The organism is Arenibacter flavimaris, assembly GCF_030291335.1.
GTDB lineage: Bacteria > Bacteroidota > Bacteroidia > Flavobacteriales > Flavobacteriaceae > Arenibacter.
Map to the genome: position 1 here is coordinate 26634 of NZ_JASWIM010000039.1, position 23657 is coordinate 50290.

Annotated in this window: 24 protein-coding genes; 15 read left to right on the forward strand and 9 right to left on the reverse strand. The window is 36.4% G+C overall.

Annotated elements, in window-relative coordinates:
* Positions 1 to 58: 58 nt before the first annotated feature.
* The 4 genes from QSE00_RS21540 to QSE00_RS21555 form a co-directional block, all read right to left on the reverse strand.
* On the reverse strand, positions 59 to 946 hold the full coding sequence (locus QSE00_RS21540) for a PorP/SprF family type IX secretion system membrane protein (protein ID WP_286107467.1): 888 nt from the start codon (positions 944 to 946) through the stop codon (positions 59 to 61).
* A gap of 35 nt (positions 947 to 981) precedes the next feature.
* Positions 982 to 3708, reverse strand: a complete 2727-nt coding sequence (locus tag QSE00_RS21545; protein ID WP_286107468.1) for a gliding motility-associated C-terminal domain-containing protein — start codon at positions 3706 to 3708, stop codon at positions 982 to 984.
* A 741-nt stretch (positions 3709 to 4449) separates the two neighbouring features.
* The gene (locus tag QSE00_RS21550) at positions 4450 to 5040 is read right to left on the reverse strand and encodes a Crp/Fnr family transcriptional regulator (protein ID WP_110355683.1); all 591 of its coding nucleotides are present in this window, start codon (positions 5038 to 5040) and stop codon (positions 4450 to 4452) included.
* Between the two features lie 613 nt (positions 5041 to 5653).
* On the reverse strand, positions 5654 to 6733 hold the full coding sequence (locus tag QSE00_RS21555; RefSeq protein ID WP_246899243.1) for a Fic family protein: 1080 nt from the start codon (positions 6731 to 6733) through the stop codon (positions 5654 to 5656).
* A gap of 1724 nt (positions 6734 to 8457) precedes the next feature.
* On the opposite strand from QSE00_RS21555, the gene QSE00_RS21560 reads away from it, so the two are divergent.
* On the forward strand, positions 8458 to 8637 hold the full coding sequence (locus QSE00_RS21560) for a hypothetical protein (protein ID WP_286107469.1): 180 nt from the start codon (positions 8458 to 8460) through the stop codon (positions 8635 to 8637).
* 84 nt (positions 8638 to 8721) lie between these two features.
* Here QSE00_RS21560 and QSE00_RS21565 read toward each other — a convergent pair whose 3' ends face one another.
* Genes QSE00_RS21565 through QSE00_RS21580 form a run of 4 tightly spaced genes read right to left on the reverse strand, consistent with a single transcriptional unit; the run spans position 8722 to position 10246 of the window.
* Entirely contained in the window at positions 8722 to 9033 is a 312-nt protein-coding gene (locus QSE00_RS21565) for a hypothetical protein (protein ID WP_286107470.1), read from the reverse strand.
* A 17-nt stretch (positions 9034 to 9050) separates the two neighbouring features.
* Complete coding sequence (locus QSE00_RS21570) at positions 9051 to 9395, reverse strand: hypothetical protein (protein ID WP_286107471.1); 345 nt, start codon at positions 9393 to 9395, stop codon at positions 9051 to 9053.
* 9 nt (positions 9396 to 9404) lie between these two features.
* Positions 9405 to 9770, reverse strand: a complete 366-nt coding sequence (locus tag QSE00_RS21575; RefSeq protein WP_286107472.1) for a hypothetical protein — start codon at positions 9768 to 9770, stop codon at positions 9405 to 9407.
* A gap of 17 nt (positions 9771 to 9787) precedes the next feature.
* Positions 9788 to 10246: a hypothetical protein gene (locus QSE00_RS21580; RefSeq protein WP_286107473.1), complete on the reverse strand. Its 459-nt coding sequence runs from the start codon at positions 10244 to 10246 to the stop codon at positions 9788 to 9790.
* A gap of 147 nt (positions 10247 to 10393) precedes the next feature.
* On the opposite strand from QSE00_RS21580, the gene QSE00_RS21585 reads away from it, so the two are divergent.
* Both QSE00_RS21585 and QSE00_RS21590 read left to right on the forward strand, forming a co-directional pair.
* A complete protein-coding gene (locus tag QSE00_RS21585) occupies positions 10394 to 10612 on the forward strand; it encodes a helix-turn-helix domain-containing protein (protein WP_286107474.1) in 219 nt (72 codons plus the stop codon).
* A 263-nt stretch (positions 10613 to 10875) separates the two neighbouring features.
* Entirely contained in the window at positions 10876 to 11544 is a 669-nt protein-coding gene (locus tag QSE00_RS21590; protein ID WP_286107488.1) for a recombinase family protein, read from the forward strand.
* A 291-nt stretch (positions 11545 to 11835) separates the two neighbouring features.
* On the opposite strand, the gene QSE00_RS21595 is transcribed toward QSE00_RS21590, so the two are convergent.
* Entirely contained in the window at positions 11836 to 16491 is a 4656-nt protein-coding gene (locus QSE00_RS21595; RefSeq protein WP_286107475.1) for an ATP-binding protein, read from the reverse strand.
* A 311-nt stretch (positions 16492 to 16802) separates the two neighbouring features.
* Here QSE00_RS21595 and QSE00_RS21600 point away from each other — a divergent pair, with 311 nt between their 5' ends.
* The 12 genes from QSE00_RS21600 to QSE00_RS21655 all read left to right on the forward strand — a co-directional run bounded on the left by QSE00_RS21600 (position 16803) and on the right by QSE00_RS21655 (position 23642).
* Positions 16803 to 17033: a hypothetical protein gene (locus QSE00_RS21600; protein WP_286107476.1), complete on the forward strand. Its 231-nt coding sequence runs from the start codon at positions 16803 to 16805 to the stop codon at positions 17031 to 17033.
* Positions 17034 to 17084: 51 nt separating this feature from the next.
* Positions 17085 to 17363, forward strand: coding sequence for a hypothetical protein (locus tag QSE00_RS21605; protein ID WP_286107477.1), 279 nt, complete (start codon positions 17085 to 17087; stop codon positions 17361 to 17363).
* A gap of 17 nt (positions 17364 to 17380) precedes the next feature.
* Complete coding sequence (locus QSE00_RS21610; RefSeq protein WP_286107478.1) at positions 17381 to 17560, forward strand: hypothetical protein; 180 nt, start codon at positions 17381 to 17383, stop codon at positions 17558 to 17560.
* A gap of 19 nt (positions 17561 to 17579) precedes the next feature.
* A complete protein-coding gene (locus QSE00_RS21615) occupies positions 17580 to 17927 on the forward strand; it encodes a hypothetical protein (protein ID WP_286107479.1) in 348 nt (115 codons plus the stop codon).
* A 72-nt stretch (positions 17928 to 17999) separates the two neighbouring features.
* Complete coding sequence (locus tag QSE00_RS21620) at positions 18000 to 18563, forward strand: hypothetical protein (protein WP_286107480.1); 564 nt, start codon at positions 18000 to 18002, stop codon at positions 18561 to 18563.
* Positions 18564 to 18596: 33 nt separating this feature from the next.
* Positions 18597 to 18785, forward strand: a complete 189-nt coding sequence (locus QSE00_RS21625) for a hypothetical protein (protein WP_286107481.1) — start codon at positions 18597 to 18599, stop codon at positions 18783 to 18785.
* Between the two features lie 49 nt (positions 18786 to 18834).
* Positions 18835 to 19989: a hypothetical protein gene (locus QSE00_RS21630; protein WP_286107482.1), complete on the forward strand. Its 1155-nt coding sequence runs from the start codon at positions 18835 to 18837 to the stop codon at positions 19987 to 19989.
* A 70-nt stretch (positions 19990 to 20059) separates the two neighbouring features.
* Positions 20060 to 20740 (forward strand): hypothetical protein, encoded by a 681-nt coding sequence (locus QSE00_RS21635; RefSeq protein ID WP_286107483.1) that lies wholly within the window; start codon positions 20060 to 20062, stop codon positions 20738 to 20740.
* Between the two features lie 16 nt (positions 20741 to 20756).
* Positions 20757 to 20966: a hypothetical protein gene (locus QSE00_RS21640; RefSeq protein ID WP_286107484.1), complete on the forward strand. Its 210-nt coding sequence runs from the start codon at positions 20757 to 20759 to the stop codon at positions 20964 to 20966.
* A 21-nt stretch (positions 20967 to 20987) separates the two neighbouring features.
* Entirely contained in the window at positions 20988 to 21551 is a 564-nt protein-coding gene (locus tag QSE00_RS21645; RefSeq protein ID WP_286107485.1) for a hypothetical protein, read from the forward strand.
* Between the two features lie 121 nt (positions 21552 to 21672).
* Complete coding sequence (locus QSE00_RS21650; protein WP_286107486.1) at positions 21673 to 22548, forward strand: hypothetical protein; 876 nt, start codon at positions 21673 to 21675, stop codon at positions 22546 to 22548.
* A gap of 131 nt (positions 22549 to 22679) precedes the next feature.
* On the forward strand, positions 22680 to 23642 hold the full coding sequence (locus tag QSE00_RS21655; protein WP_286107487.1) for an endonuclease/exonuclease/phosphatase family protein: 963 nt from the start codon (positions 22680 to 22682) through the stop codon (positions 23640 to 23642).
* Positions 23643 to 23657 lie beyond the last annotated feature (15 nt).

The window sequence follows — 23657 nt, forward strand, 5'->3', positions numbered from 1 at the left end:
ACCTAATTTATGGTACCCCACCCTATAATACTTTTAAAAAAAAATGTGCTTTATTTATCTATAATTTTAGTTTTAAGAGTAATTCATGGGTGCCATTGCTCAAATTGGCAATGGTATTCTCTGTAGCGGTTTCATATGCATATCCCAATTGTAGACTATTGCTGGCTTTAAAAATAAAGAAACCGCCAAACCCTTCATCCATACGATATGCCACTCCTGGCTCTATTTTTTCCCCGAGCATAAAGGCTGCGGTGAAGTCCATTGAAAGGGGGGAGGCATTTACATACCGCGCTAATATGGAAGGCTTGAAGGTAATGTTATTGTTTAAAGGTATGTCGTAACCTGCCGTAGCATATACATGTATCTTATCTTCTCCTTGTTTTGCAATTCCATTGTCATTGTCCAAACGGTTTGGAGTGAGTATTCTGGGAACTGAAAGAGAGGCAAAAAATGATTTTCCTTTTAAATAGGCACCACTGCCTATATTGGGGGTAAAACTACCGCTGATATTCGTTAAGCTTGGGTCTGATTGAATGCTATAGGTTATAAGTCCATCCGTATTGACCTTATAGGAGTTTAACCCCGCTTTTATTCCCAAAAATAGATGTGTATTTTCATTCAGTTGCAAATGATAGGAGAAATCCAACGCTACCGAAGTTTGGTTTTCAATGAAGGTTCTATCATTGATGATAGAGATTCCCACTCCTAGATTCTTCCCAATTGGAGTTCCAAAGAAAACGGTCTGGGTTTCCGGGCTGCCTTCTACACTTGCCCACTGGCTTCTGATGCCCACTCCAATATCGGTTACCCCATTAGATCCCGCAAAAGCAGGATTAATGAGGTTCATATTATATCGGTAGAAGGTAAAATTGGGGTCTTGCTGGGCCGTTAATGCGCCAAAGGCCAGTAAGGTGGTTAAGACGAAATATATAGTTTTAAGTTTCATTTCAGTATTGAATTTTAATTGGTTAACGATTGGGTTTAATAATTAATGAACAACCAGCCCTGTATAGGTGCAGTACCATTGCCCAGATCAATTGTATACATATATGATCCCGACGGTAGTTTGTTGCTGTTGGACCTATATGTGGCGTTCCAATCGTTCTTATAGCCCTTGCTGGCAAATACTTCATGTCCCCATCGGTTATAAACCTTAATAAGTGCATTGGCGTAATTCTCAATTCCCGGTATTATCCAGTAATCATTGATCCCATCACCATTTGGTGTAAAGGCCTGGGCTGGTATTAGTGTGGGCTTGGCGTTGATTGGAAAGTAATCCTCCGCATCCGGTATCCCATCGTCATCATCATCGGTATCACAAGAATCGGCTATTGAATCTCCATCAGTATCAGTTCCTGTCAGGGTTAGTTGAGCAGTTTCAATAGTAGTGTTGCCACTGCTGTCCGTAGCCGTTAAAGTAAGGGTGTATTGTCCTATGTTGGCACAGTCAAAATTTGTACGGTCCATAACTAGGCTGGAGATACTACAATTATCATAACTTTCATCTATGAATTCTTCTGCAGCGATACTGATTAAACCGGTTTCATCCAAATTAATGGTCAAGTCTTTAACAACGACTATTGGTGCAATGTTATCCTCGACGATGACTACGGCTGTTGCGTGTGCTTCATTTCCGTTGGCATCGGTTGTTGTTAAGGTAACCGTATTTTCTCCAATATTTTCACAAGTAAAGTTTGTAGTATCTAAACTTATACTCGTAATTCCGCAGTTATCCGTTGAATTATTATTTATTTGAGTAGGGGTAATTGCAGCCACCCCATTGGCATCTAATTGTACAGTAATGTCTTGCGCAATTGCCGTTGGGGGGGTCACATCCATCAAGGTGATATTAAAGGTGGTCGTATTTGTATTTCCATTTCCATCCTCAGCAGCAAGTGTAATGGTCTGTGCTGTTGCGTGACCGCTAAGTACAGTGCCGGATATCGGGGACTGGGTAATTGTTACTGTTCCACAATTGTCCGCGGCCGTTGTTAAGCCCGTGTAATCTGGAACGGTAAAATTACAAGAGGCATCCAAATCTTCAAAGGTATCCTCCACGGCAGTTAACGATGGGGGAGTTACGTCCGCTAATGTTACCTCAAAGGTGGTCGTATTGGTATTCCCGTTTCCATCCTCAGCAGTAAGTGTAATGGTCTGTGCCGTTCCGTGATCGCTAATTACAGTACCGGATATCGGGGATTGGGTAACCGTTACTGCTCCACAATTATCTGCGGCCGTTGTTAAGCCCGTGTAATCTGGAACGGTAAAATTACAAGAGGCATCCAAATCTTCAAAAGTATCCTCTACGGCGGTCAACGATGGGGGAGTTACGTCCGCTAATGTTACCTCAAAGGTGGTCGTATTGGTATTCCCGTTTCCATCCTCAGCAGTAAGTGTAATGGTCTGTGCCGTTCCGTGATCGCTAATTACAGTACCCGATATCGGAGATTGGGTAACTGTAACTGTTCCACAATTATCTGCGGCCGTTGTTAAGCCCGTATAATCTGGAATAGTAAAATTACACTCGGCATCCAAATCTTGGTCTATATCCGCAACAGTGGTCAATGATGGGGCAATAAGATCATTAAAGGAGACATCAAAAGTTTGTGTCCCTATTTCACCTAAACTGTCCTCTATTGAGACCGTAATAGTACTTGTTCCCGCTGCATCCAAAAGGGGCGTAATTGTCAAAGAGCGGGTATTACCTGTACCTGTAATTACAATATCTGTATTATCTACCACACTTGTGTTTGATGAGGCTGCGGTAACTATAAACGTATTATCTCCAGGTAAGTTATCCGTAATAGTTAGAACTAATCCAGAGGCGGAACCATTAATACACTCAAATTGGTTTGCTATGGTGGAGCCTGAGGGTGTATCATTGGAGGTGGTTGTAAAGGAAACTTCATCACCGTAACCTGTTCCTATGGAGTTTGTGGCATATGCACGTACATAATAGGTGGAGCTACTGTTTAATCCGGTTAAATTGCTGCTAAAAGATCCCGTTCCTGTACCATTGGAAGTTTTTGAATCGGTTATTGTTGGTGATCCTGAAGTGTTCCAACAAATTCCCCTTTCAATAATAGCCTGTCCTCCATCATCAGTTATATTTCCGCCACTTACAGCTGTGGTAGAAGTAATGCCAGACATTGCTGTAGTTGTTACTGTTGGTCCCAATGATGCAAATACAGCATCAAAACACATTGTCATTAATAATCCTCCTCCACCTCCATTGTGTGAGAATGTAATAGTGGAGAAATTATTGGTTGAATGTACCTTTAATCGAGCCCCTTGAAGACCATCAACTGAAATTACATTACCATTGATAATAGTAGCTTCGGGGCAATCTCCGTTTTCATGTGTTATAGTTAATGATCCACCGGTATCAGTAGTAATAGTAACAATTTCACCAGTGTTTCCAGCAACCATATTATAAACCATATTGTTTACAGGAGATGAAAAGGTATTGGTGAATGTGCTTGCGCTTGAACCAATATAGACACTGTTTGGTTTAGTTGTGACCCCACAGATTTCCAAACTACTGGCGTAATTTTGGTATCCGCCGGTTCCTGAAGCGGTTATTGTCAATTCATTTTCAGTAAAAGGAAAATCATTATAGCCTTTTTCAGTTGTACAGGTTATTTGGCTTAATGCGCTTTGATAGCCTAAGCAGAATATCATTAACACTAGTAGAGTTATTTTTTTCATACGTTTATATTTATTGTTTTTCCAATTGAATTTCACACCTTCTGATATCTTCATATTGAAAATTAAAGTAGACAGGCACTACCTGTTGTGGTTTGAAGGCAGCGTCCTAAATCTTGAAAAGGCACTATGAACATGATATTGTTGTGGAATCCTTTATCAAGATTAAATTACCATCCTGTACCAACAATATTGGTTGCTCCAATCATGAAAAAAGGAGCCCTGTGATGGACTTAATTTGGGGGTTTTTAATTTTAAAAAATGGTTTTGTAGGGTTGTAATTTGGCAAGTTTTTGTTTGTAGTATTTTTCTTCATATAGGTTTTTGTTTACAGCTTAACGGGGCGAGAATGTTTCTAGTATTTCCAATCTTCATTCGTCTTGATATATGTCAATTTTCCTACAGTTTTAAGTAAATGAGCTGATAAAAATGCATTTTGTCGGTTTTTTTTGATTTTTTTCCTACACCGGAGGGCAAGATGGTTTTTGGCAAAAAAGTCTATGTAGATAAAGTTGTATCGTCTTTATAGGGGTGTTTTTTTGTCACTAAAAATATAAGCAACAAGAAAAATATTACATATTAAGGCTGGTCATCCAATGGCCCTAAGGTGGGGCGCCTTCATAAAGGATAAATTATTTTAGGGGGAACAGTGGCGGGAATAAGGTCCATTAATATGAAACGGAAGGGAACTTGGACAATACGTATTGGTTTCAAAAGTAAATGGGTACTATTGTAGTTTTCGGCCTATTCGTTGAATAGCCTGGAAAGTGTTTCTGGACGCATTGCCAGAAAGGAAGCCAAATATTTTTTGGGAATCCTTTGGGCCATTTTTGGGTCAGTATTTTTAAAGAAATAGGCTAGCCGTTTCTGAGCGCTGGGAATCCTGGTCATAAAAGCTCTGTTCTCGGCATGAATATAGTATTCCACCAGCATGATCCGGTTAATTTCCCGCATTTCCGGAAAGTTCTTCAAACAGTATTGATAATCCTGGTATTCCAAATATTCGCAATGTGTGACTTCTAGACATTGGATATTTTCCCTGGCGGGTTCATTTTTAAAAAATCCTGTTATTGAAGTGAATATTTCACTATCAAAACTAATCCAGGTTGTAACATCAATAGTATCGCTAACGCAATATCCCCTGACCAATCCTTTTTTTATAACATACAGTTTATTGCAAATTTCCCCTTCTTTATTAATGATTTCATTTTTAGCGTAAACCGTTCTCTTTATTTTGTTGGTCAAAAATGATTTTAGTTCAGCAGAAAGGGGAACTATTTCATTGAGATAAATTAGAATAAATAGATTTATATGAAGTCTGTTAGGTGAGGACATTTTGACGAATACAGTTTACTTGGCAAAAATACCTAAAAAGTAAGTATTGGCCAATCTATTTAGGACGGTTCCAGTACCTACCGCGGGAATACTTAATAAATGCGTTTTTAAGAGTCGGTTTTACATGCCCCCCCGAATAGGTGACTTTTTATTTGATATTATTTGGTTTTAAACGATATGGAATAAAACCAAAAAACCCTGTAAATCATAGGATTACAGGGTTTTTGGTGTGAAATGATATCATTTCAGTGGAGCCGGAGACGTCCAAGTGTTAAGAAAATGTCCAGTGGACATTTTTAGCGCAGGAGCGAGCGGGCGTGTTGGCTTTCGAATCCCGTAGGCATAACGCAAAAAACCACCCGTAGGTGGTTTTTGAAGTGGAGCCGGAGGGACCAGAACCTGCAGCTGGAATACCTTGTATACAGGGGTTTTTAGGGAGTCGTTTTTTTATGCTCACCGAATAGGTGACTTTTAGTTTTAAATAGGACTTCAAATACTCGTTTCTTTACAATTGTCCGAATTACCATAAATTAGTAGAAACAGTGTAAATCTTGCCAATGATCAACTTGTTAGCCAAGGTTGGGCGGTAACAGTGAGCAATAACCAGTTTAACTTAACGTTGTGTCAATAAATCAAAAAGTGGTCGATTGATATAGTAGTTCGCTGTTCCAATTCTTTTCTTTTGTAATAATCCATCTTTAGTTAATTTGTTGAGATAATTGGCCGCTGTTAATCTTGTGACACTCAGGTCTTCTACAACGAACTCTATTTTGGTGTAAGGGTGTTTAAATAAGTTGTTCAATAAGTCCTGGCTATAAAATTTGTAATTGGAGCGTAATTTATTTTTATATTCAGACATTAAGTCTTTGATTTTTACAATTAAGGTTATTGTGTCTTTGGATGTTTCTTCTACCCCCTTAATCATAAACAATAGCCACTCTTCCCAATTGTTCGTTACCCTTACTTCTTGTAGTAATCTATAGTAATCAGGTTTGTGTTTAATGATATAACTGCTTAAATATAGAATAGGTAATCTTTGTAAATTGTTGAGAATAAGATAAAGTATATTCATTATTCTTCCGGTTCTACCATTGCCATCATAGAATGGATGGATACTTTCGAACTGAAAATGTATGATGGCCATTTTTACCAATGGGTCGTAGTTGCTTAAATCGTTATCATTTATAAATTGTTCAAGGTTCTTCATAAGCCTTTGGATGTCATTTGAATCTTGAGGAGGAGTATAAACGGTTTCGCCCGTTGTACTGTTTTTTAGTTCGGTGCCAGGTAATTTTCGAAACCCAGCATTGTTCTTTTCTAATACTTCTTGTATTTCCAGGATGATCCTATTATTTAATACACCTTTTTGGGAAATCAAAGTAAAACCATGTTTTAGGGCTTCGATGTAGTTCTGTACTTCTTTAGCATCAATGGACTTGAAAGCATCCAAATTTAATTCGGATTTATAAAGATCATCATGTGTGGTGATAATATTTTCTATGGCAGAACTATCCTTTGCCTCTTGAAGCCCCAAGGTGTTTATTAAGATAGATTGATTTGGGATGGTTGACGCTAGGCCTTTAAGCTCTGCCAAAGCAGCATGTGCTGCAGGCAGACTTTTCAGAACCGCTTTACTTTCTATGTCAAAAGGCAATGGCAACTCAGCTAAATCAAAACCTTTCTCTTGGGCCATTATGTATAGTTTTTTAAGTTTTCTATACAAAGATAATTTTTTATGTATAGAAAATCGATTTTTCTTTACATAGCAGAAGACTTGTGTATAGATTCTATGAATTGGTATATATTTTACAAGAGACTGATTCACAATTCATAAACTGAGATTAAGTATAACCTCCGCCCATTGCCCTCCATTTTATTCCGGTCAAAGCGCATCGAAAAAAAAGTCTTGGACACAAGCCGTTTTTGAAAAAGAAAACGGCTTAAGTCCGCTTTGGTTTTTGCCGGGGTCATTTTTTTTTTTTTTCAATAGCATATTTAGTATAAAATTTTAAAAGATACCAAATGACAGTATATGATAACAAATGAAATTAAAGTGTTGTTAATCAGATGTTTGTGTATTTTTAAGACTTCTATTGGCTTAAATTTTGATGAGATGATCTTCTACTATTCTCCTTATGTAAAATGCGCTAAAATCATGCTTAAAATTCAAAATAAGACCATGTTTAAGTATAATTTTTAAAGTGAAATTAAACTTGGATGGTCAATGGGCGTTTTTGAGAAAAAACGCCCCCTTTATATAAGTTTTATTTTGTTTATTTATGTTTTATATAGTTTATATATATGTACCACTACTTGTCCACTACTTGTCCACTACTTGTCCACCGCTTGTCCAGTAGTTGTCCCACTAGTTGTCCTAGATTTAGTTATGTTATTTGTGTGCTCGTCAAAATCAAGCAAAAGATCTCAAATAAAATGATGGTTTTTTCAAATCATAAACCTATTCCAAGATTGAAAAAGCGATTCTTCGCTTCTTTTTCCCGATACCAAAGTTGTCCGATTTCGTCTTAATCGGATTGCATAACCGGGCTCGTTCTTCGCTCCTTTTATAAATCCTCTATAAGCCTAAATCGATAGGGAGGGGGTATCGAAAAAGTGAATATTTAGTAAGGAACGATAGGGGAAAAAATATGATAGTTTTGTTTTTGATCTATTATGAAATGTAGGCCTTCCTTTTGGGCGTTTACGTTTTGAAACGAACCTGGGTGAGTTTAAATTGTAAAGCAAGAGGGTAACACGCCAGGGCGGTGTTACGGTTCATAAAGTGCTGATTTTCAGAACTAAATTTACATGTCAAATTTGGGGCACTGTCCTATTTTTAATGTAAATCCGCTCGAAACCCCTATAATTATTGATGTTTTTACTGTAAATTATATCCTATTAATATTTTCTAATCTTAAAGGACCTGACTATGAAAAGACTAATAAATTTTAGTCAATTGGTTCAAAACGTATTTTAATGCCTATAAACATTGATATAATATGACCCCAGTGATCAATGCAATCAAATATTTTAAAGTCAACGGACATTTTTCTTGATACCTTTTTTTTCTCTTAGCCTGGCTCTCCTTTAAGACCATGGTTAAGTCCCAGGTTTCAGTAAAGCTGTATCGGTATGCATATTTCTATTGAAACGAATGCACTTCTTGAGGTTCTAAAATTTGCGTCAAATGGCCTGTGAACCTCTGTAAAATGACAAAAATTTGCGTCAAATTCATTTGAAAAGGAATTCGGAGAGTTATTCCGATTACAATTATGCGATTTTATTTGAGTATAATGTTGTACACTAAACCGACATGAGGTCATAATTGTTATAAAATATCGGGCATTATTTTTTTAAATTTGCTGCGATAGCAGATATATTTTAATCATCTTGTTGAATAGAAAGACCTTCTGAAATATGGATAATAATATCTTAGAAATTAAATATAAAAGGGTGCATTTAATTGAAGTGAATGAGGTGTCCAAAGCTTTGGGAATAAAACAAGCTTTGGAGTGTAGTAGGAAGGGTAGTGAGGCCGGTCGTGTAAAGAATCATAATTCAGTAATTCAAAACGCAAGAAAAAGACTTTCCTCTTGAATGTAATTTGGATTTATTTGGCCGCGATTCCTTTTATGGAATGGATTGTTGAATGATATTATGCAGTGCGAATGGATATTCGATTTAAGGTATCTGTACCAATAACGCATGGACTTCATCCAAAAATTCTCCCTCATCATAAGGCAGGAGTTGATTTGCTAATTCGAGTGTTTTTCGAATATCCAATCCGGGATCGTTAAAATCCCCTTCCACATGGCTGGCCAAAACGCAAACGTTAATCAGGGATTCTATGGTGCTAAAAAGATCCATGTATCCATCAAACTGCAGGAAGGATGGCTTAAATTTATTCTTGTGTATATCAGAGTTCTGTAAAGTGGTTAATTTGCGTTTTGCCGATTCCTTCAACCTTTTTAAATCTTTCTTTTTTGTTCCCATGGTCATTTGTTTTAATATTATGTCAATCCCTCCCTTAAATTCTCTTCCCTATAAAAAAGGTTTAGGTCATCCAATAGTGCCTCTTCCCCTTGTGGTAATAACCTATTGGCAATGGTCAGTGACTGACGAATATATTCCTTTTCGAATCCATTATTTATATCATCACATAATTCAGGGTCGATTGCCTTCATGGCCAAGTAAAGTAGGGCACGAACTGTCAAAACTAAGTCTGCATGATTGTCTACGTAAAAGAGACTGACCTCAAACTTGTTTTTAAAGAAGGAGTGGGGCTTTAGGGTAGGGTGGTGGTCCAAGGCATGGTACCTTAAGCGATGGATCAAATTTTCTTCGTTTGCGTTCATAGTTCTCGATTATTTAGATGATTTTGTTTTGACATTTTCTAAACCGCTCAGCTTTTCGGTCACATAGTCCATAAAATCCATTTGACTATGTGGTAGCATATTTAGGACCAATTCCAATACCCTGCACACGCTGTCATGTTTGGCAACATTTTGATTGTTTGGAGACAAGAGCATTCCGTTGCCGTCCAATGCAAACACACATACCTCGAGTAGGCTACCAATGTTCAACATCAGATCGTTGTTGTCTTTAACTTCAAAGGAAACCTTGTAGCAATTTGTTGGACTATCTGGTTGCTGCTTTAAAAGGCTCATAAGATTTTGGTGCAGTTTATGAATCTCGTTCAGGGACTTGAGTTTTTTCTTGTTTGTTTTCATGGACTTTTTTTTAACTGTTAACCGTGTTTCTCCTCATCCGGTATCGCATGCCGTATTTTATCAAGGAATTCCATTTCTTCATAGGGTATCATATTAAGTACATATCCAAGAACTTCTTTAATGTTCTGGTCGGGTTCTGGAACAACTCTATTTGGGGTACGTTCCGCATCCAATGCTGTGATGCATACCTTTAATAAACTGGAAATCATAAAGGAAGTTTCCAGGTAACCCTCTGTTATAAGATTAACGGTATAGAGTTCTTTTTTGGAGGGGTAGCGTTTCAAAGTATGGAAATGTTCCATGGTTAATTCCCTAATTTTATCCAGGAAGTTTATTTCCTCCAATCCCGGTCTTTCCACTTGAGAAGTACCCTCTTTAACAAAATGGGATCCTTTAAATGGTTCTTGATTTTCAAAGTAATTTCCGTATTGTGTATCAATTATGTTTTGTCCTGATTCACTCCTTACATGGCCCATAATGTCAAATGTGTTAGATTTATTAATAATTCTTTAGAATTTCTATTCAAATCTATAGATAATCTATTAAAAATCCAAACAAAATTATAGAAATTCTAAAGTGTTCATTAAGAAAAGTATATTTATGTAATCAATTTCAAAAGATATATGACCTCATTAGGATTGTTTTTAACCAAGAAATCGGTAAATCGAGCTATGGTCTCAAGACGCACAGGTATTAGCCAAGCAAGGCTTTCCCAATTAAGTTCTAATGAATCTACCAAACTTCGCGTGGATGAACTTTATTTGATCGCTTTGGCAATCGATGTAGAGCCTAGTGAATTGTTAAATGAGGTGTGTAAGGGGCTTAAATTACCAAAAGAATAGTAAGCAAAGGTCGACGACTTTTCAAACTTTTTAAATTGTTCATTTACAATAAACCGAAATCAGCAATAAACAGTAGCTGCCTGCATAAATTTGTAAATTGAATCTAGCTTTTGTAGATAATTCCTTAAACTACTCTATATGTAACATGTTTGCTTATTCGACCGTTTTATTAAACTTTTATTTTTCTTGGTTAATAACTCCTAGTAAGTTCATTTTTTCGGTATAGTTTTCTAGTTTAATTTTAGAGGTATAATTATACCATTATTCTATTTGGTTACGTAAGGGTAAGTACTAAAACCCAAAATCCCAATTTACAGATTGATGCCCTTTTGAAAGAAGGAGTTTCTGAGCGGAATATCTATCGAGATGTTTCTTCTGGGGCCAAGGCCGAGCGCCATGATCTGGATTTGATGATTTCTAAACTAAGAGAAGGAGATACAGTTATTGTTTGGAAACTAGATCGAATAGCGAGGAGTATTTCACATTTATTAAAATTAGTAGATCAGTTTGAAAGTCTAGGAGTTAGATTCAAAAGCATTAATGACCCCTTCATAGACACGACATCTGCCCATGGTAAATTTATAATTACACTTTTTGGAGCTGTTGCTCAATTGGAACGAGATATCATAATCGAGCGCACTACTTCTGGTCTTAAAAGTGCTCGCAGGAGAGGTATACAATTGGGTCGTAAAAAGGGTTTAGGTAAAGAAGCTAAGCAGAAAGCGATGTTGGCAGCTTCATATTATCAAGAGAATAAATTACCTATCATAGATATAATGAAATTGGTAGGTATTAAATCTAAACCTACTCTTTACAAATATCTAGCTATTCAGGGAAGAAGGAATTGTAGGGATTGTGGTATCGTTTTCTGGGATACTGAACAAGAACTGGAAACTGCACTTTGCAAGAAACATTTAAAAAAGAAGAAATAAGACTCTTTACAAAAAGCGGATTTTGTAAAGAGTTCCGATTTTTGAAGTACTTTTTTGGTAGTTTAACTGTAATCCAGAAACCATAATCAAAAGGCGAATTGTAAAGAGTTACTAAAACAGGGAAGCGTTAAGAACAATATGTAGATTAGTCGCGTTTTGCTATTTATGCTGACAAAAGGATATATGACCTGTTATGTCTTATGTATCCCAAAATGTGTAAAACACCTCTATACGCCAGCATGTACAACAAACCAAAAATATTCCTAGATAAATAATGTCATCTGACTATAATTATAATAAGGCTATTGCAGCGGAGGCATGGCCTCGGATACGATTATTCAGAAGTAGTTGGTCAAACATATCCAATGTCTGCTCCAATGCCTCTCTATGGCGTTTAGGATCCATATTAAGGGCACTATAAATGGCTAAAGCTGCCTGAACAGGTTCTTTGTCAAGAAACCCTCTTTTTTGAACATCCCCATGACCTAAATGAAGGGATTTTTTCATTAACTCAAGACATTCGATTGGAAACACTCTGGCGCTACTAATTATATACTGTATAAAATAACGGGGTTCTTTTTCAGGATGCATTGTTTCTACATAGGATTGTAAAAAAGGATATATTGAGTAAAAGTTTTCCGGCTTAAATTTTCGTAATATTAGCCCAGAGAATCGGCTTGCGATTTCATCACCTTTGTAAGATAGGCAACGAAACAGGAGCTGATTACATTTTGCATTCAGTTCCCCATTATCGAAAAGATAATCTTCTGCCGTATCGAGTATGGCGCAAATTGCATTTTCACCGCTTTCAAAAGCTTTGTTCAAAAGCACTACAGTACTATCTTCCGCTCCCAACTCAAATATCCATGATTTGGTAATAAGAACCACACTATCCTTATGGAGTTCTTCAAAGGCCAACGTCCGCGTCAAATAAGGTTTCATGCGTTCAAAGAAACTATGTAGGAAATAACTAGCCGAGACAAACGAACACTTTAGGAGTTCTGGGTTTTCGGTGTTTATGGCTGTGTTAAAAATAGAAAATGCACGGTCCATATCGAAATGGTTCAGATGGGCCACATTGCCTAAAATTGCTGCTTGGATGGAAGGGTAATTGTCTTTTAACGCTTCTTCAACTATTTCGAAAATGAAGATTGAGAATTCAGAAGTATGGGTGGTTTGCATGATTTTGATGAGGGCGGCACTACGAACAGAGTTAAGACTCTCTATCAGAAGATTTTCCGGATTTAAAATCCCCTTGCGATCGGGATGGCTAAAAACCAAGTCACTTAAATAATCCAATGCAGCTTTATCTATCAATTGGTGTTGTATGAAGTATTGGTTGAACCAAATACTCAGCATTATATGTTCCTGCGAAACCCCTTCTTTAATAAGGTCTTTATAGAGTTGGTATATCTTTGGAGGGTTGAATTTCCCTTCAATAAGGCCCCATAGTCCATACACCAAATAGTCCTGTGAATAGACCGACGAAGCAAAAAGTTCCTGAACAAGGGGGTAAAAATGCGCTGGTTTTTTTTCCACCTGAACCTTAAAAGCTTGGGCATGCTGTAATTTTCCGCCACGGGTGGGGTCCTCAGTGCGTTTTCGGACATAATCATCTCCATATTTGCGCATACTTTTTTTCCAATTTTCAAGATTCATACTGGTATAAGCACTGGATTGAAGAGGTCCGCCTACGCCATAAGAAATCATCCTGCTTTGATCCATAGGTCGGTCCGGCATCTCGTTAAATTTTCTTTTGAGTTCCTGATATCGCCTCCAAAGTTTAGGATGCTTGCGGAGATGATTTTGTGGAATGGCATGGATAAATAGATACTGTTTTTTACCTATGGAATTGACAATGTGATTTTTCTTCTCGTTGTCGGTAAATACGCTTAACTCATGTGGGTGTTTTATAGAGAATAGTATCGCTATTGTTTCTTTCTGTTGCACGTTTAAAAAGTGGGGAAAAGTGGCTCCTAAAAGCTTGCGGAGGAGAAATTGAAACTGATTGTCCCAATCGTTAAACCCATTTTTAGAGTGCAGCAATGTAATAAATGCAAAGGTTTGGGAATGAAAATAGCTTGGATTGGCAGCAAGTAGCAGGGCACAGAGTTTTAAGATGGGTATGGCGTTGGAATCTTTGTTTTTCTCATAAAATTGAAGTGCATTTTCCGGATCCGTGGCAGCCAACTTTTCAAGATGCTCTTTTAGGAGTCCAAACAAAACTTCATCAGCATTATCGGCGACACTACTTACCAGTTGTATATCTGAAAAATACAATGCTTTGTACAATGGTGTATCTATTGTTTTCGTCGTTATATCCTCTTTTTGGTCCTCAATAATAATTTTCATTAATTCAAACAAAAAAATAAAGGTTTCTTTTGGATAGCTCCCATTAAGTTGTTTGATGATTTTGTCCAAATCATGCCCTAAGTTGAGATTCAGACTCTTTTCAGAAAAAAGGGTTAAAACAATTGGGGTTAGCTTGGTAATGCAGTAGGCAAGGTGATGCTCTGCAATTTTCCCTAAAATCTGATAGAACCAAAAATTATCTTGCCGTTTTTGGTTCTCGTCCCTATATGGAAAGTATTGATCGAACAAGGAAAGTAAGTTCTTGTTTTCCCAGTGGTCTATTTGTATGAGTACATTCTGGACGAGATTGGTCGAATCTTCGTAGTTGCTTTGTTGATTCAAATAATCGATGACAAGGTCCAAGCTCTCCAATCGGTTATTTTGTAGTACCCGCAAAACCAAATTCCTGCGTAAGCCTCGTTCTTGGTCAAAACCTATAATTTTATATGTCCCCAAAAAAGTAGTGTTTTTAACTAGTGAGCAAGCAATTTTTCTGAGTCTATGTTGAAGTGTTGGTTTTGGAAAGAGATTATCATGCAGTATCTTTCTTTCCATCAAAAACATCATCCAGCCCCTAGAACGAACGGCACATAAAAAGGCATCCAAATAGTTCAATTTCCTCAAAATGACTTTGTAAACAAACTTTTTTTCCATGTCCGAAGGTGTATCGACCAAACCTAGGGAATTGATCATCAATAACTTGATATGAAACCGATATTTGGATTTGGAAACGATCTGCTTCAAGGTATGGATATAAAGCTTCGGGTTATACAAGCGGAGATATTCGACGACCATCTTTACGACCGGCCGTACATAAAGGCTTTGGCCATGCTGTTGTAAATAAGACATCAGGGATGCACCACGTTCAACGAACTGTTTGGCAAAAATAAAGTCGTAAAAGGTTTGATGAAAGAAATGGAGCCCCGAGGTATCCTCCAAGAGAATATCTTTACTTCCCAAAAAGTCAAGTTCGTTGTTGAATTCATCCCTAAAGAGGTTAGGGACGGTGATTCGTTCCCGCTCGTACATGGTTTGGGCAACCCTATACAATAGTTTTTTTAGCTGTAAGCTTCGTTTATTGGCCATTACCATAAGATCGTTCCAAAGTGCGTTGTGGAGGTCGTTAAGACTCTTTAACTGATCGGTGTGGTCGGAAGCTGTTGCTGAAAGTTTACAAAAAGTGTTTAAGTGATTGGGTGTCCCCAACAAATCCAAAAAGGTGTCACTTGGACTCTTGATGTCGTATTCCGCCAAGATTTTACGCACAGAATCCTTCGGTAAGGTACCAAGGACAAAGTTCTTATAGACGGTGGATTTGTATGTACTTAAATCGGCATCATAATTCAAGTCAAAGGTTCGTACACTAATCAATACACGTACACCCGGCATACGCACCAAATCCGAAATAAGCCGGTTGTAGGTCAGTAAGAAATCCCGATGGGTGCTTAAGGTTTGGGATAGGGCATCCAATTGATCGATAAGTACCACTATTTTGTGGTGGTTTTCTTTTAGGGCGGATACTACATCTTTGATGGCAACGTCCTTCTTTTGAAACAATTTCTCCTCTAAGCTTACTCGATTTTCCGCATAGTACCGATCTGCTTTAATGGCAAGAACTGGAATATCATTTTTAAGTAACAATTGACATACATCCCGGAAGATAACCGTTTTCCCAAGCCCTGCATTAGCTTCAAGTACTGCTAGCCCTTTTTGTTTGAGTTGCAAATCGGATAACACCCAATTGAAGATCTGTTGGGTTTCTGGCCGGTCCAAGTGAGTGGAGGACTGGGTGCCAAAATGCGCATGCACATCGTTCAGGTCGGAGGAGGCCGATAATGCTAAGGTATGTGCTTCCTCATAAGAAAGTGTTGGACGAAGCTTTTTATCCAATAAATCGGACATGCCTGCTACGTCGATTACACTTCGAACTGAAAAAAACTTCTTTAGCAAGTTGATGTTATAGGAATACGATAATAATAGTTCAATGTCTTCCCTAGGTAGGTTACGCAGCTTAATTTTCTCAAGCAATGGATAAAGTTTTTCCTTGACTCTATTGTAATCTATTAAGTTTTTTAGGGAGGCGTGTTGGGCAATTACATCATTTACCCATTTCTTCAAGGAAGGCTCTGTTGTAATTTTGGTATTGAAATCTTCAAGTAGAATTTTAGTATCGGGATGGAGACCAGCAGAAGCGAATAGATAGTAGGTAAAATTATCCATGTCCGGAATCAGTGACGGTTTGTTGATACTGTATAGCAAAAACTTTAGAATTTCCTTGGCCGCCATTGTTTTTCCAAAGGGGGTGCTGATGCTACTGTGTTTGCACTGAATAAGCCCGGTATTGTTTCCGTCCTTTTTAAAAACACAGTCCATACCATGGTCCTTGACTCCACCCAATAATTGGATGTCCTCAAATCCATTCCAGTGTTTTTCATATCTAATACATTGGGTAATGGTAAAGTAGGTCAGGAGCTCAAAAGTATTGGGGTCAAGTTTTTCCAGAGGCATACCCAATTCACTTTCGAGAATGGCAGGTTTGATGAACATTGAATCATCGACCGCATCCAGATCTTTAGTGCTATAGGTTATCTTCATTTGGTATCGTTGTTTTCTATTCCCTTATCCTGTATGCCTAGATATAGGGCCTGAAGTAATTTTTTATTTTCGGCCAATTTTTTTTCATGTTTAGAGCTAGGCACACCTTTAGGCTGTATGCTTTTGGTTTTTCCAGCAGGCTATGATTCAAAATAGTTATTATACAATAATTCAATTACATATATAAATGAAATATAAGGCATTAATGGTTTATATTTAGTTATTATAGACCATTTCAAAAAAGCTAGCGCATAATCAAATGCTAAAATACCAAAAGAGCTATCTTTTAGCCAACAGAACTATTAACTAATATGGGACACATTTCAAAACTCCTTTTGTTTGCAAAAGACACTGATGCCCCAAACGTGTTGAAAAGTCAGACCAGTGTAGGCGTGTTCGACGAAGGAAGTATAGAAGCCATTGAGAAATATGCCCTTAATGCAAATGGTGAATTTAGAAAACGCTTTAAGTCCAAGGACTTACCTATATTAGAAGATAATTTATCCCAGCTTATCAAACTTTCCCAAAAAGATGATTGGTAAAAACTAAAAAAGTCAGTTGTTATTGTTACGAAAGTTTTAATAAACGATAATATGCTTACAGACATCAATCCAAAATTATCAATGCGCAATAAAACGATAGAAAATATGTCCGAGTTAGAATTAAAAAATGGCAAAACCTTTGTCTTCATTGATCAATACGAAACGGTTGAAGCTAAGATATCTTATGGCAAAACACTTGAAGGATATAATGCATTCAAAATTTGGTTTAATGGTAAGTTTGTAATAATATCTAAAACATTTATTCCAATAGTTCATAAATTGAATGAATTGGCGGATAGATACCAGTTAGAAGAATCTAAGTTTAAATAAACGATACAAATATACACATGAAAAACGAAGAGTTGCGGTCAGTTTCAGTTGGACATAGAATAGGTAAATTCCATCATTGGGTAATTAAAGTGGTTGATGTTGATGATGACACTTCTCAAATTTCAAATGCGTTGATTGAGTTTCCAGGTGGTAAGTTAGAAGAGTTATCTCATAGTCATATTACATTTTTAGATTGATGAAAAGTTCAAATAAACGATGACAAAACCTTGTGACTGGAGACATGAGCCAATGCCCGATGAAAAAGAAAGTTTTTTTTCTGGTCGGAAGTTATTATTCGATGAATACTCTAAGTTAGAAAAGGGAATTAAGCCATCTGACATGGATGACAAATGGTTTGTCTACACGATTAATGAATCAATTTTCTTTCATAGGAGTTGGTCAGGACATTGTATTTTTGTAGTTAAAGTCGAAAGAGAAAATAATGAATTTTTTTTGGGAGATGTAATTGCTAATAGAAAGCCAGACCAATTCGGTAACAGTGAAATAGAAGTGAAAAAGGAAATGTTTGAGAAGCTTGTAGACTTAGTTATAAGGCGAAATTGAAAAAACAAAGTTTAAATAAAGGATTCCTAAATTGGGGTGGTGTAATACCGAAATATAAAGTATAATTAAACGATGGATGTAATTGAAAATACACTGATTGGTACTATTATAGGTGCAGCAGTTGGAGCTTTCCTCTCATGGGGACTTATTAAATTAGTTACCTACTATGTTTTAAGAGATAGATTAAAATCATTCATAGTTACCCTAGTTAATATACAATTGATACAAATAAAGAGTAGTAGAGCTTGGCTAGATAAATATACCAAAAACCTTTTATCAGTAGGCTCCATAGTCGACCAGGCACCATATTATACAAAGGACGAATTGCATGACTTAAAAAGTATTAGCGTGGAGCATCTTCTTTATTTAACAAAGCTAGAGCAAATACAATTGACCAACTTAATTGTTAATATAACGGAGGTAGAAGCTTTGTTTGATGGCTTTTGTAATACCCTTATGGAATTACAAAAAGAGGGTAAGGTACTTTCTGAAGACAAATACGATTTTCTAATTTTAAGAGCATCAAGAATATTGGAATTAACAGAACAATTTCCAGATACTTTGAAAAATCTTGAAACCTTAAAATTCGGTTATAAAAAGACTAACCCTGAGGATTTGGTAAAAACTAAAGACTAGAATTATAAGTTCAAATAAAGGATTATCAAGAACATGAGATATAAGGTTGCTCAAGGCATAATAAGCTTTGTTATTCTAGCATTAGTTGGTTGCACAAAAGAGGAAGAATGTACAAGGATTGATAAAATTGGTGGTGGATTATTGCCCGAACAGGAAATTGAAGTCCCATGCGATTTTCCAGAGCCCAAACCCTTAGGCATGCTTGCAAATAAAAAAATCTAAATTGGGGTGAAGTAATCCTGAAACATAAAGTCTAAATAAACGATACTCAATGAAAAAATATATTACTATAATCGTTGTGCTTATCTCCTATCAGAGTGTATTTTCTCAATACTCTAATAATGATGATGAATTAAGAGACTATTTCAGCACTATTTTGTATTTATCTGATGAAGCTATAGAGACTGTACAAATAAACGGTGAACAATATGAGGTTTTGTATCGCAAACCATGGACCGAAAAAATTCTTGAAAAGAAAGTTCCTGCGTTGGGGACAGGTTTTTTTCTACTCAGGGGTATTGATGTTTATTTAATTACTGCAGAACATGTTGCCAGGTTCTTAAAAAGCACAAGCAAAATAAAATATTTAGGAACTGATGGACAAAAAAAGGAAATTACAATTCAAGATTTAACACCAACTAAACATCATTTAAAAAAATTGAATTGGGTTAGACACCCTACCGCAGACGTAGCTATTTTACATTTAGGAATATATGATAATGTGGTTAAAGATATAGCTATGTTTAATTACGAATATTTAGAAGAATCTATCAAAGCACCAAATCGTTTTAATGACCTAACTATTATGGGTTATCCTTTGGGTTTAGGCGTTACTCCTTTATCCATTAGCCCAATTACTCGAAATACCCGTAGTGCAAGTGATATTGTATATTTTAACCGATTTGACAATGGTGTTATTAATCCATTCATTCTAACTGACGACCCAAGTATTGGAGGGTTTAGTGGTGGCCCCGTATTAGAAATTCGTAAAATCGATAAACAAATGAATATTCAAGGCGAGAAAGTAGGAATAGCTCCAACTGTAATAGGTCTAGTTCACGGAAATTTAGCCTCAAATACCCCAGGGAATTTCGCCGCTATAGTACCTTCATTTCAAATTGTTGAAACACTAGAATTGGCTCCAAAATTTAATGGAGAATATACGTTTTATTATCCAAATGGAAAATTATGGTCTAAACGCATTTATAAAGATGGACTTCCCTGGACTGTATTATCAAATTATAATTCAAAAGGGCAAATTCAAGATAAAGGAACATTAAAAGAGGGTGAAGGATATCTTTATGCTTGGAATGAAAAAGGAACGTTTGCAGAAGTAATTAATTGTAGTAAAGGAAAATGCTCTGGAGGTACTTATATGTATCCCAATGTTGATTTTTCAAAACAATTAAAACCAAAGTCTAATTAAATGTAAGCTTCCCTATTTTAGAACTTTATTTTTTTCAAAATAATTAACTTTAAGGAAGTTCAAATAAACGATGGCACGAATAAATAAGATGGGGGATTCTAAACTATGGCTTTTTCATGCCGATGAAGTTATGTTGGATTTCAAGTTTGACCCTATTATTTCTTATCTAGAAGAATCCGAAGTTATGATAAGGAGGAAAGGAGACGAGATTAAAACAAAATTTGAGGAATGGGAAAAAAAGTACGGACATGATTTAAATGTTCCTGATGCCTATGATATTTACGAAAATGAGGTATTAAATTATGGGGAATTCCCCAAGCTATTGAATAATTCTATTTTTCTGGTTATATATTCTATGTTCGAATCTCACTACCAAGAGTTATGTATGATTGTTGGAAATAGAATAGGGAGCTCCCTTCGCGTCAAAGATTTGGCTGGAGGAAGTGACATTGAATTATGTCGGAACTATTTGACCAAGGTAGTAGGTGTTAACCTTGAAAATTCAAACACAGAGTGGTCTGAGATTAAAAAATACCAGATACTTAGAAATGCCATAGCTCATAATACGGGTACTCTAAAAAAAATTGATACTGATTTAGGTAAATTTATCGAAAGGAAATCTGGGGTGAAATTATTAAATCAAACAATTTATATTGAAGAGATTTTATTTTTAACGTCCTTCATTGATTTGATTAAAAAGTATTTTATGAAAACGAATTCTGTTTTGGCAAACCATATTTATAAAAAGTAAAGTTTAAATAAAGGATATGTTAGAAGATGGTTTTAGGTCACATAGATATAGCGATATATTGAGCAACTTATGCGAGAATGGTTTTCTGACCGCTGAGGATGTTGGTAAGCTGCTAAAAGAATTTACAACCACTCAAAAAATTACTTTTGATAGTTTAAGCGATGAAAAGGCCCAAATCGTGTCGGAAGCATTAATTGATAATTATAACCGGTCAAGGTCTAAATAAACGATTTTCAGAATTGATTATATGACAGAAAAAGAAAAGCTATTTGTTAATACTGTTATTGAACTAGAAGAAAGATTTAATAGAAAGACTGAGTACGATTTTTTGAAAGCATCTGGATTAATCAGACAATTACTAGTTGATTCTAATCCACTGGTTGCTCAAGTAAATAGGAAATATAAACTAAAAATTAAATTCAAAGTCGTAAAACGATATAAGTTGGATTTTGCCCATATTGATTCGGATGGAACTAAATGGAATAATCTCAGTGCCATGGTATTTATATCGCCTGATAAATCATCAAATTTTGTTGAATTTTTAAGCAAAGATGATTTTTTTAAATACCAATTACTATCCCATAACGAAAAACAATTTACTGTCTTAGATGTTATAAAGATTTGCGCAAATAAATATGGAGGAATACATATTGAAGATATTAAGGGAGGAGAAAGCTTAAAGTTGGATAAAATGAACTCACTCATTAATTTCAATGGTTCTAAAAGCGTATTCCATGCCATGAATGGAATCATTGACGTTTGTATAAATGCCCTTAAACCATTGAAAAACACCATAACCAATAATTACTAAGTAAATAACTAAGATCAAAGTTTAAATAAAGGATATAATTCCAATTTGGGTATTTAAGGAAGCATTTTACATATCCAAAAAAAGTAATAGATAATTGCTTAACTCTTCCAAGAAAATCGACATGGCCAGAAAAGTATATTACAGCAGACCTCTTAAGCATTTTTGGGATAACCTTTATAGGAAGCAAAAGCAGTTCACTCCAAGTTTTACAGATGACCAAATATTTGAGGTGCTGAGAAATAACATTTTAAACAGCCCAGTAACTGCCCACGAAACGCATGCCTCGAAACAGTTGATAGTATCAGGTTGGGAATTGTGGAGAGTCGATTCTAAAGGAGAGTTGCTACATATTTTCTTCGTTGACAAAGAATTACGGGACTTCCTGGAAAGTACAACTTTGTCCGATTTGGATGGAATCAAACGCTTCCTTTACGAAAATGGTCAAAACCGAAGTGTATTTCATTTATATTCTAACAAACAGATTAATCATGTAGTATATCAATTTGCTTTGCACGTCCCATATGAATCTGAGGGATATGCCTTTTCATTAAGTATTGAAGAAGATGGTAGCCTTGAACTATACTATTCACTTGGAGAAAATGGGGGGAAAATGTCAGATAAGTTTTATGTTGATGTTAACAATAAAAATGATGAAATTTCATTAATCCACTCAAAAATTTTTAGACTTGTAATCAATACAATAGCTTACATGAGTTGCTTCCCTGAATGTGTTGATGATGGAGTTCCAAAGAATTTGTTGGAAAGAAGTGAAGATTTGTCAGCAAGGAATTTTTCATTACAGTTATCTGACAAAATCAAAGAAAGTGAAGGTTCAAAACTCTCAAAAAGGCCACATTTTAGAAAGGGTCATTTTAGGCTCCTTCGGTCAGAAAAATTTGTTAATAAAAAAGGTCAGATTGTATTTGTCTCCGAGACCATGGTTAAAGGAAGGGCAAAGACCGTTTCGAGTTCTTCTGAAATGGGTAAATTAAAATAAATCTATTAAAATTATGCCTTTCTAAAATTATAATCCAACCATAATAAAGTTCAAATAATGGATTTTCAAATATTAAGGAGTTTGCAATGATTAGCTGAGTGATAAGCGTGAAAATAGCTTAAATTTAAATAATGAACTCCATAACCGACATTCCGCCCATTGAGGTCTTAGAAAATCTTGATCTATTACGATCAGATCTGGAATCAAAGATTCCACCAAAAAAACTTGACCAAAATTTATTGATCGCCTCATGGAATATTCGAGCCTTCGGTAATTTGACCCGAAAATGGGATTCGGATGAAAATGATACTCCCAAGCGTGATCTTCATTCCATTCTCTGCATTGCCGAGATTATCAAAAGGTTCGATGTGATCGCGGTCCAAGAGGTCAAGGACAATATCAGGGCCTTACGGGATACACTCAAAATACTTGGCCATAATTGGTCCTTAATACTTACGGATGTTAACAAGGGCAAGGTTGGTAACGGGGAGCGCATGGCCTACCTGTTCGACACCAGAAGAGTCCAAATGTCTGGACTTGCCGGAGAATTGGTTGTCCCGGAAGAATGGGAGGACGACATCGATGATGGCGCAATGGCGAAACAGTTCGTTCGATCTCCTTACGCTGTAAGTTTTCAATCTGGTAAGCACACTTTTATTTTGGTGACCTTGCATATTTTATACGGTGACAGTCCAAAAAGCCGTATCCAAGAGTTAAAGGGAATCGCGAAATGGTTATCAAGCTGGGCGAATGACATGAATGCCTATCATCATGACCTGATTGCCCTGGGAGATTTCAATATAGATGAACGCGGGGATCTTTTGGACAAAACGTTCTTATCGGAAGGATTATACGTGCCCCCTCAGCTTCAGAAAAAGGAAGTGACGAGATCGATTTTTGACCAAACCAAGTACTATGATCAAATTGCTTGGTTCGATGGCCCGCCGAACGGGCCAAAGCTTTCAATGGAATTCCTGAACGGTGGTAACTATGATTTTGTTCCAATAGCACTTCAAAATCGTGGATTGACCAAAAACAGCCTTTCTTGGCTCATATCGGACCATTATCCGCTATGGGCGGAATTCAAAGTTTAAAATAACGATAAAACA